This is a genomic window from Spirillospora sp. NPDC048819 (assembly GCF_040650055.1).
Lineage (GTDB): Bacteria > Actinomycetota > Actinomycetes > Streptosporangiales > Streptosporangiaceae > Spirillospora.
Genome location: NZ_JBEZGN010000062.1, coordinates 21,173 through 33,151 on the forward strand (window position 1 = coordinate 21,173; position 11,979 = coordinate 33,151).

Below are 11,979 nucleotides of genomic sequence, written 5' to 3' on the forward strand. Positions count from 1 at the left end.
CTCGCTCCTCGGCGGCGCCGGGGAGGCTCAGTACTCGGGGACCGGCTCGGGCTCCGACGCGGGTTCCATGAAGGCGGCGGGTGAGCGGCCGGCCCACGCTTCGAGCTGGGCGACGAAACGCTCGGCGTGGACGGGCCAGTGGAACCGCTCGCGGGCGGCCCGGTAGCCGCGTCCGCCGAGGCCGGCGCGCAGCTCGGGGTCGTCGCGCAGCCGCAGCACGGCCTTGGCGGCGGCCGCCGGGTCGGCGAACGGGACGATCAGCCCGCAGCCGGCGGGTTCGACGATGTCCACGGCGGGCGGGTTCGGCGTGGTGATGACCGGGATGCCGCGGGCCATGTACTCCACGACCTTGGTCGGCATCGAGTGCCGGTAGTTGGGCTCGTCGTGCAGCAGCGCCAGCCCGGCCATGGCGCCCTCGGCGATGCGCAGCGCCCGGTCGTTGGGGACGAACCCGTACCAGCGCAGGATCCCCTCGCGCTGCGCGCCGCGGAGCGCGTCCTTGACGTCGGCGTCGGCGGCCCCGATCAGCTCGACCAGGATGCCCTCGGCGGCCAGCGGACCGGCCATCTCGATCATGTCGAGCGCGCCGCGCGCCCGGGACAGCTGCCCGACGTAGACGGCGCGGCGGCCGTCCGGCCGTCCGGGCGCCACGTCGGAGACGTAGGTCGTGTTGGGCACGACGGGGTGTTCTTCGCGGAACCGGTCCCGGTAGCCCTCCTCGGCGAGCAGCAGGCGGTGCCGCCGCTCGCTGCGCCGCTCCAGGCGGTGCACGGCGGGGCGGAGCACGGGACGCGCCGGGGCTGGCAGCCAGCCTTTGGCGCCGAGGGCGGCGGCGGTGTCCTCGTGGACGTCCCAGACGACGGTCCGCTCGCGCACCTCGCGGGGGAGCGACACCAGAAGTTCGGGGTCGTGCAGGAGGATCACGTCGGCGTAGGCGGCGTGCTCGGCGAGGGCCCGGTGGGCGGCGCGCAGGGCCCGGAGGCGGCGCCGTCCGGTGGCGCGCGGGACGTCCACCGGGCTGATCTGCCGCCACGGCGTCGCATTACATGCCCGAAATGGAGCAATATATGTGACTTCATGGCCGGCTTCGAGCAGCGCGCGTATCTGCCGGTGCAGAATGCGCGCGTCCTCGGGATGGTGCACCACCGTGCAAACGCAGACCCGCATTACTCTCACTCCGGTCCGAATCAATGCCTACGGCCGAGTCTTGGATGCTCATGGAAATTGCCGATGAATTCCCGCTGTCCCCGACATGGACGCCGCCAGGCAGTTCGTCCCTGTCAGAGGAGTTCGACGGTGTCCTGCTGGGTGCTGCGGGTCCGGCCGCGGGTGTCGAAGAGCAGGCGCGCGTGCCGCGTCAGCGTCGCGGCATCGTAGACGGTATGGCCGGCGAGGACGATCGCCAGGTCGGCCGACTCCAGCGCGGCCGGCAGATCGTCGCCCGCGTTCGCGATCTCGGTCCCGTCGACCTCCCAGGACGAGATGAACGGGTCATGGAACGACAGGTCGGCGCCGAGCCGCGCCAGCCGCCGCGCCACCGGGCGGGCCGGCGACTCGCGCTGGTCGGCGATGTCGGCCTTGTAGGTGACGCCGAGGAGCAGCACCCGGGCGCCCTTCAGCGCGCGTCCCTCCCGGTTGAGGAGCTGCTGCGCGCGTTCGGCCACGTACCGGGGCATCCGGTCGTTGATCTCCTGCGCCAGCTCCACGAACCGGAACGGGTAGCCCAGCGAGCGGACCTTGTACGACAGGTAGTTCGGGTCGATCGGTATGCAGTGCCCGCCGACGCCGGGACCCGGCCGGAACGCCTGGAAACCGAACGGCTTGGTGGCCGCGCAGTCGATCGCGTCCCACAGGTCGATGCCCAGCTCGTTGCAGAACACCGCCATCTCGTTGACCAGCGCGATGTTGACGTGCCGGTAGGTGTTCTCCAGCAGCTTGGCCATCTCGGCCTCGCGGGTTCCCTTGGCCTGCACGACCCGGTCGACGAACTTGCCGTAGAACGCCGCCGCCGACGACGCGCACGCCGGAGTGAGCCCGCCGACGATCTTCGGCGTGTTGCGCACCCCGTAGACCGGGTTGCCCGGGTCGATCCGCTCCGGCGAGAACGCCAGGTGGAACTCCTCCCCGGCGACCAGGCCGGACGTCTCCAGGATCGGCCGGACGACCTCCTCGGTGGTGCCGGGGTAGGTGGTCGACTCCAGCACGACCAGCATCCCCGGCTCCAGGTGCCGGGCGACGGTCTCGGCCGCGCCGCGCACCGCGGTGAGGTCGGGGCCGCCCTCGGGCGACAGCGGCGTCGGCACGCAGATGACCACGGTGCGGGCGCCGTCCAGGATGTCCTCTTGCAGGCTCGGGACGAACCCGGCCTCCAGCATCTCCTCCGTCTCGGCCGGCGAGACGTCGTCGATGTGCGACAGCCCGGCCTTGAGCCCGGCGACCACGCGTGCGTCGCGGTCGAGGCCGCCGGCCCGCAGGCCGGCCCGGCAGGCCTCCCGCACGAGCGGCAGTCCCACGTAGCCGAGTCCGATGACCACCAGATCCACGCCGGTGGCTCCCTTCGCAGCGTTTATGTGAGGGCGTACGCGGCTCGGTATCCGGCCGTCACGGTGCGCCAGGTGCGTTCCGCTCGGACCCATTCCCGGGCCGCCTGCCCGATTTTCAGCCTTCTTTCGGGACTGTAGGCCAGGTCTTCCAGACAATTCGCCCATGCTTGCGGGTCTTCCGGAACTGTTAACGCACCCGTTACGCCGGGTTTCACAATTTCGCGAAGTGCTCCGACTTCACTGGCTATGACCGGGAGCCCCCCGGCCATCGCCTCGATCGGCTTGAGAGGCGTCACCAACCGGCAGACCCGGTCCGCCCGGCGCGGAACCGCGAACACATCGAGGACGGCGTGGAATCGGCGAACCGACCCCATCGGCACCCGGCCGGTGAACACGGCGTGAACGCCGTGCCCGGCCGCGCGCCGTTCGAGGGCGCCGCGTTCGGGGCCGTCGCCGACCAGCAGCAGCGTGACGGGCGCGCCCCGGTCGCGCAGCAGCGCCGCCGCGTCGATGAGCGTGTCGATGCCCTCGTAGCCGTAGAACGACGACGTGAGGCCGACGACCGTCGCGCTCTCCGGGATGCCGAGCCGTGCGCGCAGGTCGCCGGGGTCGGGGAGCGGTTCGAGGAACGTCTCGTCCACCCCGTTCGGCACCACGGCGATCTTGTCCTCGGCGACGCCGCGGGACGCGATCTCCGCCCGCATGACCTCGCCCAGCGTCACCACCGCGTCCGCCTCGGCCATGCGGCGCGTCTCCAGCTCGCGGGTCAGCCGGTAGAAGTCGTCCGTCTCGCTGTGCGCGGGGTCGCGCGACAGCCAGGAGTCCTCAAGGAACCCGCGCACCTCGTACACGACGGGCAGGCCGTGCCGGCGGCCGAGCTCCAGCGCGACGGCCGCGTTCAGATGGTTGCTGACCGCGTGCAGGACGGACGGCCGCAGCTCCTCGACCAGGCGTCCGGCCAGATCGGCGCTCTTGCCGACGGCCTGGAGCGGATCGGCCGGCGGCAGCCAGGGGAGCAGCCGGTGGTACGGGACGCCCTCGACGTCCACCCGCGTCCGCGCGTCGCCGACGCCCTGGCTGAGCGGATACCCGAGCCGCGTCACCACGTGCGTGTCGAGACCCGCCTCCCGCTGGGCGAGGGCGATCCGGTGCGTCCGGACGGTGTACCCCGCGTTCGTGCACGGCAGGGCGTTCGTCACGAACTGCAGGACCGTCTTCCCGGACGGGGCGGCCGCCCGCGTGCGCGGGGGCGGCGAATGGGCCAGCAGCCGGCGCAGGTCGGCCGTCTCGCGCCGGACGTCACGCGGCTCCGGGACGACGAGCCGGGAGCGCCGCAGCCGGGCGCCGGCGGGGGTGCGGGCGAGCAGCCGGACGGCCAGCCGGGACGCCCGGCCGGGATCGTCCACGACCTGCCGCCAGGCGAGCCCCGCCAGGTAGACGGGCTTTTTTGTGAGCACGGCGGGCGAGCCTAGGCAACCCCGATGAACAGAAGGGAAATTGTGTTGGGACCCATCGTGCACGTCCTCGGAGCGCGGCCGAACTTCGTCAAGGCCGCCCCGGTGATCAACGCGCTGCGCGCCGCGGGCGCCGAGCAGACGGTGATCCACACCGGCCAGCACTACGACGCGCGGATGTCGGAGATCTTCTTCGACGAGCTGGGCCTGCCCGAACCCGACGTCAACCTCGGCGTCGGCTCCGGCGGGCACGCCGAGCAGACCGCCGCGCTGCTCGTCGGGCTGGAAAAGGAGTTCACGAGCCGTTCACCCGCGCTCGTCATCGTGTACGGCGACGTGAACTCGACCATCGCCGCCGCCCTCGTCGCGGCCAAGCTGCAGATCCCCGTCGCCCACGTGGAGGCCGGGCTGCGGAGCTTCGACATGTCCATGCCGGAGGAGGTCAACCGGCGGATCACCGACCAGCTCTCCGCGCTGTGCCTGGTCACGAGCCCGGAGGGGATCGGGCACCTGGCGGACGAGGGCGTCCCGGTCGAGCGGGCGCACCTCGTCGGCAACCCGATGATCGACACGCTGCTGGCGAACCTCGGCTCGTTCGACACCGGCGCGGTCCGGGAGGCGCACGGGCTGCCGGAGCGGTACGTCCTGGCGACCATGCACCGGCCCGCGAACGTGGACGCGCCCGAGACGGCGGCGGCGCTCGTCCGGCACCTGCACGGCGTCGCCGACCTTGCCGGCCTGGTCATCCCCGTCCACCCGCGCGGCCGGGCGAACCTGCTGGCCGCCGGGCTCGGCGACCACGCCGGCGTGCACATCCTGGAGCCGCTCGGGTACATCGACTTCATCGCGGCCGTGCGCGGGGCGGCGGCGGTCGTCACGGACTCGGGGGGCCTGCAGGAGGAGACGACGATCCTCGGGGTGCCGTGCCTGACCGTCCGTCCCAACACCGAACGGCCCATCACCATCAGCCACGGCACGAACCGCCTCGTCACGTTCGAGGAACTCGTGCCCGGGGTGCGCAAGGTCCTGGAGGCGGGGGCGCCGGCGGGCGGCCGCAAGCCGCCGCTGTGGGACGGCCACGCCGGCCCCCGCATCGCAGAAGTGATCATGGAGTATCTGGGTGAGTGACGAGGCGAAGGACGCGGCGCGCCAGGAGGCGAAGGCGTACCAGCAGCTCGGACGGCTGAAGTCCACGCTGCGGGAACGCGAGGCGCGCGTCGCGGAGCTGGAGAAGCAGCTCGCCGCGCTGGAGAGCTCGACGGCCCTGCAGTTCGGGCGGCTCGTCGCCGGCGCGGCGCGCAACCCCGGGCGCGGCCGCCGGCTGCCCAAGGACCTGTACCGGCTGTGGCGGACCCGGAACGCGCCCGCCGCGGCGTCGAAGCCGGTGCGCGGCGGCGGCGCCCAGCCCGACCGCGTCGACCGCCCCGAGAACCGCCTGCTCGTCGCCGGGCCGTGCGACCGCCTGATCATCGCGGGCATCGTCGGCCCGCGCGCGGCCTCGCAGCTCGCCGAGCACGCCGAGGTCGTCCCGCTGTACCCGCACGACGCCGCGATCGTCCTCGACCGGGCGGACGTGGACATGGTCGTCGTGGACGCCGCGGCCGGCGAACCCGGCGGACCCTGGGCGTACCTGGGGGTCCCCGGCATGTACGACCGGGACGCCGCACTGCACGACGTCCGGAGGATCGCCGCCGCCCGCTCGCTCCCGCTCGTCCTGTGCGGCGATCCGGCACCCGCCACCCTGGCGTGCCTGACCTGGGACGCCGTGCTCGCGGACGGCGCCACCGATCCCGGCCGGCTCGCCCGGCTCCTCGAACCGGCGCGGTTGCCGGGGGGTGCGGGGGGCCGTCCCCCCGCGAGCGACTCAGCCAAGTGAAAGGAACCACCGTGCGACCACGTGCCCTCGTCTACGGCGACGTCGATCTCAACATGATCGACGGATCGGCGATCTGGGCCCAGGGCATGGTCCAGGCCCTCGCCCGCGCCGGCTGCGAGGTGACCCTGGTCCTCAAGGCCCCCGTCCGGACCGGACGCCTCGTCGACCCGCTGCGCGCCCTGCCCGGCGTGACCGTCCGCAGCCCGCACGCCGAGGGCATGTTCGACGGCCTCCTCGTCCCGAGGCACGCCGCGACGATCCTTGCCCGCATCGACGCCGAGGAGCAGCGCGCTCCCAGCGGGGACGGCCAACCGGGGCGCGGGTTCGACCTGGTGGTCGTCCGCGGCCGCCGGCTCGCGGCCAGACTCGCCGCGAGCCCGCTGGCCGGACGCCTGTGGACGTACCTGACCGACGTCCCGCAGTCCGCCGCCGAGTTCACCGCGTCCGCCAAGGGCGAACTGCGCCGGATCGCCGACGCCTCCCGCGTGCTGCTCTGCCAGACCGAGGAACTCCGCGGGTTCCTGGAGGCCGCCGTCCCCGCCACGGCCGGCAAGAGCGTCCTGTTCCCGCCCGTCGTCGTCCTCCCGGACGGCCTGGAGCCCCGCCCCGCCGGGGCGCCGGAGCACCGCGCGCTCCGCCTCGTCTACACCGGCAAGTTCGCGCCGCGCTGGAACACCTACGAGATGACCTCCCTGCCGCGCCTGCTCGCCATCCGCGGCGTCGAGGCCGAACTCCACATGGTCGGCGACAAGATCCACGACGACCCCGCCGACCCGGGTTTCGCGCCCCGGATGCGGACCGCGCTGGAGACCGGCGACGGCGTCGTCTGGCACGGCGGCCACCCCCGCGCCGAGGCGATGCGGCTGACGGCCGCCTCCGACGTGGGCCTCTCCTGGCGGCACCCCGAGCTGGACGCGAGCCTTGAACTGTCCACGAAGGTTCTGGAATGCGGCACCTTGGGGGTCCCGGTCGTCCTGAACCGGACGCCCATGCACGAACGCCTCCTCGGCGCCGACTACCCCCTGTTCGCCGCCACCGAAGACGACGTCCTGGACGCCCTGACCCTCATCGGCAAGAACCCCGACGTCTTCACCCTCGCCGCGGACCGCTGCCGGTCGGCCGCCGCCGAATACACCCTGGACGCCGCCGCCGAACGCCTCCGCACGTGCCTGTCCCAGACGTTCCCGGAGCCGTCCGAGGCCGTCCTCTCCGTGAGGGACCGCAGGCTCCGCGTAGGCGTGGCGGGCCACGACCTGAAGTTCTTCAGCCGCCTGCTCGATTACCTGCGTTCACGTCCCGACATGGAGGTCCGGGTCGACCACTGGCCCGCGTTGAAGGCCCACGACGAAAAGCGCAGCCAGGACCTGGTCGACTGGGCCGACGTCGTCATCTGCGAATGGTGCGGTCCCAACGCCCTCTGGTACGCGGACCGCAAACGCCCGGACCAGCGCCTCGTCGTCCGGCTGCACCGCTTCGAGCTCTACGCGCACTGGCCGAAACAGCTGAAGATCGACGCGGTCGACCAGGTCGTCTGCGTCAGCCCCCACTACACCGGCCTGACCCGCGAGATCACCGGCTGGCCCGCCGAGAAGGTCGTCACCGTCCCCAACTGGGTCGACGACGCCCAGCTCGACCGGCACAAGCTTCCCGGCGCCGAACACCACCTCGGCATGATCGGCATCGCCCCGTCCCGGAAACGCCTGGACCTGGCTCTCGACGTCCTCGAAGAACTGCGCCGCGACGACCCCCGCTTCACGCTCTTCGTCAAATCCAAGCTCCCCTGGGAGTACTGGTGGATCTGGCAGAAGGACGAGGAACGCGCCCACTACGAAGAGGTCTTCCGCCGCGTCCGCCGCTCCCGCCTCCTGTCGGGGGGCGTCGTCTTCGACTCCTACGGCCGCGACGTGGCGTCCTGGCTGCGCCGCATCGGCTTCGTCCTGTCCACCAGCGACGACGAGAGCTTCCACCTGGCGCCCGCCGAAGGCATGGCGTCCGGCGCCGTTCCGGCCCTGCTGCCGTGGCCGGGCGCCGAGACCATCTACGACTCCCGCTGGATCCACGAAACGCCGTCCGCCATGGCCGCGTCCATCGCCGCGACCGTCTCCCAGGGCCGCTGGGAGACCGACCGGACCCTGGCCCGCAGTCAGGTGAGAAGCTCCTACGGCCTGGACGAGGTCTGCCGCCAGTGGACGGACCTGCTCGCCAAATGACCTACCCGGGCCGGGGCACCAGGGCGAACGGCGACAGGCCGAGCCATCCGGTCACCGCCCGGCGGAACGTCTCCGGCCCCCGGACCTCGATCGCACCGGACCGCAGCGCGTCCTCCCAGCGGATGTCGCCGCGCCATATCAGGACCATGTCGCGCAGGCCGGTGGTCACCGTCACCGACACCTCGTAGCCGGGATCGGCGTCGCAGACGTCGGCCCCGCCGGGCGTGAGCACGAGCCACCAGCGGCGGTCCCGGGCGGGGACGTCCGGGAAGTCGAACAGGACGACCGTCCGGCCGTCCGGGACGCCGCCGCAGTCGATGTTGCGGCGCATGTCCCACATCAGCAGCTTCGGATCGAGGTCCCGGTCCCCGAGCTCCCCGACCCAGCGGACGCCCCACACGGCGAGGGCCTCGACCACCGGCCGCAGCTCCTCACCCGCCGGGGTCAGGACGTACCTGACGTCGTTCCCGTCGACCCTCTTGTCCACGACACCGGCGCGGACCAGCTGGTTCAGCCGCTTGGACAGCAGCGTCGGGGACATACGGGGCACGCCGCGGCGCACCTCGTTGAAATGCTCACTCCCGGACAGCAGCTCTCGAACGATCAGCAGCGTCCAGCGCTCGTCGAGCAGTTCCATCGCCTTGGCGACGGGGCAGAACTGGTAATAGGAGGCCCCCATACTCCGCAGGCTAGAACGCGGCCGCCCCCACCACCAGTACAGATCCTGTACTAGGAGCCGGTTCGTCCCGTGAATAGCGTCATTCACACGAAACGAGGGGAGCTGTCATGGGGGACACGATCGACACGGTCAAGGCCGGTCACCGCAAAATGTGGGCGCTCGGGGACTACCCGTCGCTGGCCGCCGAGGTCATCTGGGACCTGGGCGGGGTCCTGGTCGAGGCGGCGGGCGTGGGGAGCGGCGACCGGGTCCTGGACATCGCCGCGGGCTCGGGCAACGCCGCCATCGCCGCAGCCGTCGCCGGCGCCGACGTGGTGGCCAGCGACCTGACGCCGGACCTGCTGGAGGCCGGCCGAAAAGAGGCCGCGCGCCACAACACGAACCTGGAATGGCGGGAGGCCGACGCCGAGGCGCTGCCGTTCGCCGACGCCGAGTTCGACGCCGTCGTGTCATGCGTGGGCATCATGTTCGCCCCGCACCACCAGGCCGCCGCGGACGAACTGGTCCGCGTCTGCCGGCCGGGCGGCACGATCGGCCTGCTCAACTGGACGCCGGAGGGGTTCATCGGCCAGATGTTCGCCACGATGAAGCCGTTCGCGCCGCCGCCTCCGCCCGGCGCGCAGCCCCCGCCGCTCTGGGGCGACCCCGATCACGTCCGGAAGCTGCTCGGCGACCGCGTCACCGACGTCAAGGCCGACCGCCGGACGATCCGGGTCGACCAGTTCGCGACGCCCGAGGAGTTCCGCGACTACTTCAAGGCCCGCTACGGCCCGACGATCGCCGTCTACAACCGCATCGCGGACGACCCGGACAAGGTCGCCGCCCTCGACGAGGCCCTCGCCGACCTGGCCCGCCGCCACGCCCAGGGCACGTCCGTGGACTGGGAGTACCTCCTCCTGACCGCCCGCCGCGCAGCCTGACCGCGAACCGGAGACGCGACAACAGGCCATGCCGGCACCGGCATGGCCTGACCGGCATTCCTTGACGGGTATGCCTTGACGCCATGCTTTGACCGGCATGGCCTGTTCCGGTCACCTGGGCTAGCGGTGACGTGGCGTGATCGTGCATCCGATGATCACATGATCAGGAGAATCGACTCACTTGTGCTGCGCCTGACATTGAGGATCTGAAACTTACCGTCACGATGTGGGTACATGGTGTTACGGTGCCGGTTGTGAAGCTGGTGGTGCAGGTGAAGCTGCTCCCCGACGCCGCCACGGCGGAGGCGTTGCGGGAGACGCTGAAGCTGTGCAATCAGGCCGCCGGTCACGCCTCTCGCCGGGCGCACGCCACCGGCGTGAAGGGCAAGACCGCATTGCAGCGGCTGGTGTATGACGAGTTGAAGGCGATGGGCCTGTCGGCGCAGCCGGCGATCCACTGCGTCCGCAAAGTAGCCGGGGCCTACGCCACGCTGGACCAGAACCTGAAGGCGGGCAACTACGGACCGCACGGCTCGCGGCGCCGCACCGGCGTGGAGAGCACGCCGGTCCGGTTCCGCAAGGACGCCGCCCAGCCGTTCGACGACCGGTCGCTGTCCTGGCAGATCGACGCCCGCACCGTCAGCATCTGGACCGTACGCGGCAGGCTCAAGCGCATCGCCTTCGCCTGTTCGGCTGAGCAGGCGGCGATGCTGGCCGCGCACCGGCGCGGCGAGTCCGACCTGGTGTGGCGCGGCGGCTCCTTCTACCTGTACGCCACCTGCGACGTCCCCCAATCCCCCGAGTACATCCCGGACGGGTTCGTGGGGGTGGACCTGGGCATCGCCAACATCGCCACCACCAGCGGCGGCACCGTCCACTGCGGTAATCATGTCAATCAGGTGCGGCACCGCAACCGTCGGCTCCGCCAGCGGCTGCAGAGCAAGGGCACCAAGTCCGCCAAGCGGCTGCTGCGGCATCTGTCCGGCCGCGAAGCCCGCTTCGCGGCCGACACCAACCACCGCGTCTCCAAAAGCATCGTGACCGAGGCTCAACGCACCACGCGCGGCATCGCCCTGGAAGATCTGGGCGGTATCCGCGAGCGGGTCCGGCTACGCAAGCCCCAGCGGGTCACGCTGCACTCGTGGAGTTTCGCGCAACTCGGCTCGTTCATCGCCTACAAGGCCGAACGCGCCGGGGTCCCGGTGGTGCATGTGGACCCGCGTCACACCTCGCAGGGGTGTTCGGCGTGCGGCCACATCGACAAGAGGAACCGGCCTGATCGGGCCACCTTCCGCTGCACGTCGTGCGGCTTCGCTGAGCACGCCGACGTGAACGCAGCCCGCAACATCGCCGCACGCGGCGCAGCGGGCTGGGCAGTGAGTCACGCTGCCGACGACGCGGCCTGACACCCACCAGCCAGGTGAGACCGTCAGAGCCGCAAGCTCGGTCCTTCACTTCAGGGCCGAGAAGCTGACCATCAGCGCTCTCCGGCTGGCCGATGAGACCCTGTTGCGCATTACCAGCGCGGCCTACCACGCGCAGTACCTGCACAACTTCTACATCGTCCGCGATCAGTGCCGTCGCAAGGCGCCCTGACGCACGCACATCAGTGATGCCGAGGAAGCCCGAAAGGCACAAGGGGCGATTTCGGGCCCTCGGCGTCAGCGGTGGTCGGTGTCCATGTTGGCGGTGGCCTGGCCGTACCCGGCGGGAAGCCGGTCGCGGTGGGCTTCGATCTCGGTGTTCAGCTTCGCCAGGTTGCGCCAGTAGTCGCGGGCGGCCAGCCAGAACTTGTAGACGATGAAGAGTTCGAACGCCAGCATGCCGGCCGCGCTCACGATCACCACGGGGATCACGGCGCCGGAGACGATGGCGGCGGCGATCGGGGCGATGATGAACACGCCCATCTGGAACTCGATGCCGCTGATGAGGTGCGGGCGGATGCGGCCCACCATCAGGACGTCGCGGATGCGGGCATACCAGGGGAAACGCTGGTAGAAGCCCTGCTGGAGGGCCGCGTTGGCGGGATCGTCACCGAGGACGCGGTTCTCCATGTCGTCATCGGCCAGCATGCCCTCGGCGGGGAGGACGTCGTCGGCGCCGGGAGCGGCGCCGTTGACGTGCTGGGCGGCCCGGTCCAGGGACTGCGCCTCGCGGCGGGCGGCGTTGAGGTTGGAGCGCATCTCGGAGCGGACCTTGTGCATCTCCAGGGCGTCCATGTAGCGGAGCATGTCGAGGAAGACGACGGCGAGGGCGGTCCAGATGTAGGCGGTGTTGCCGGTGGCGGCGTATTGGCC

General features: G+C 71.5%; 9 protein-coding genes and 1 pseudogene. 5 read left to right on the forward strand and 5 right to left on the reverse strand.

Features of this window, described 5'->3' with window-relative positions; translation table 11 throughout:
* Positions 1-27: 27 nt before the first annotated feature.
* The 3 genes from AB0C35_RS43785 to AB0C35_RS43795 form a co-directional block, all read right to left on the reverse strand.
* Positions 28-1,167 carry a glycosyltransferase family 4 protein gene (locus tag AB0C35_RS43785; protein WP_358469800.1) on the reverse strand — a complete coding sequence of 380 codons (1,140 nt, stop codon included), beginning with the start codon at positions 1,165-1,167 and terminating at the stop codon, positions 28-30.
* A 113-nt stretch (positions 1,168-1,280) separates the two neighbouring features.
* On the reverse strand, positions 1,281-2,543 hold the full coding sequence (locus AB0C35_RS43790; protein WP_358469803.1) for a nucleotide sugar dehydrogenase: 1,263 nt from the start codon (positions 2,541-2,543) through the stop codon (positions 1,281-1,283).
* 23 nt (positions 2,544-2,566) lie between these two features.
* Positions 2,567-4,000, reverse strand: coding sequence for a glycosyltransferase family 4 protein (locus AB0C35_RS43795; RefSeq protein ID WP_358469805.1), 1,434 nt, complete (start codon positions 3,998-4,000; stop codon positions 2,567-2,569).
* Positions 4,001-4,057: 57 nt separating this feature from the next.
* Here AB0C35_RS43795 and wecB point away from each other — a divergent pair, with 57 nt between their 5' ends.
* From wecB to AB0C35_RS43810, 3 genes are read left to right on the forward strand one after another with little or no spacing between them, the layout of a single operon-like run.
* On the forward strand, positions 4,058-5,125 hold the full coding sequence (gene wecB / locus AB0C35_RS43800) for a UDP-N-acetylglucosamine 2-epimerase (non-hydrolyzing) (protein WP_358469823.1): 1,068 nt from the start codon (positions 4,058-4,060) through the stop codon (positions 5,123-5,125).
* A complete protein-coding gene (locus AB0C35_RS43805) occupies positions 5,118-5,873 on the forward strand; it encodes a hypothetical protein (RefSeq protein WP_358469808.1) in 756 nt (251 codons plus the stop codon). Before wecB ends, AB0C35_RS43805 begins: the two co-directional genes overlap by 8 nt.
* 53 nt (positions 5,874-5,926) lie before the next feature.
* Positions 5,927-8,083, forward strand: coding sequence for a glycosyltransferase family 1 protein (locus tag AB0C35_RS43810; protein WP_358469826.1), 2,157 nt, complete (start codon positions 5,927-5,929; stop codon positions 8,081-8,083).
* Between the two features lies 1 nt (position 8,084).
* Here the strand turns inward: AB0C35_RS43810 and AB0C35_RS43815 are convergent, their stop codons facing one another.
* On the reverse strand, positions 8,085-8,762 hold the full coding sequence (locus AB0C35_RS43815; RefSeq protein WP_358469811.1) for a helix-turn-helix domain-containing protein: 678 nt from the start codon (positions 8,760-8,762) through the stop codon (positions 8,085-8,087).
* A gap of 107 nt (positions 8,763-8,869) precedes the next feature.
* Between AB0C35_RS43815 and AB0C35_RS43820 the strand changes: the two genes are divergently transcribed.
* Positions 8,870-9,682 (forward strand): methyltransferase domain-containing protein, encoded by an 813-nt coding sequence (locus tag AB0C35_RS43820; protein WP_358469814.1) that lies wholly within the window; start codon positions 8,870-8,872, stop codon positions 9,680-9,682.
* A gap of 254 nt (positions 9,683-9,936) precedes the next feature.
* Positions 9,937-11,088 carry a transposase gene (locus tag AB0C35_RS43825; protein WP_358469829.1) on the forward strand — a complete coding sequence of 384 codons (1,152 nt, stop codon included), beginning with the start codon at positions 9,937-9,939 and terminating at the stop codon, positions 11,086-11,088.
* Positions 11,089-11,343: 255 nt separating this feature from the next.
* On the opposite strand, the pseudogene AB0C35_RS43830 reads toward AB0C35_RS43825, so the two are convergent.
* Positions 11,344-11,979, reverse strand: a pseudogene (locus tag AB0C35_RS43830) (CDP-alcohol phosphatidyltransferase family protein); the annotation flags it as partial.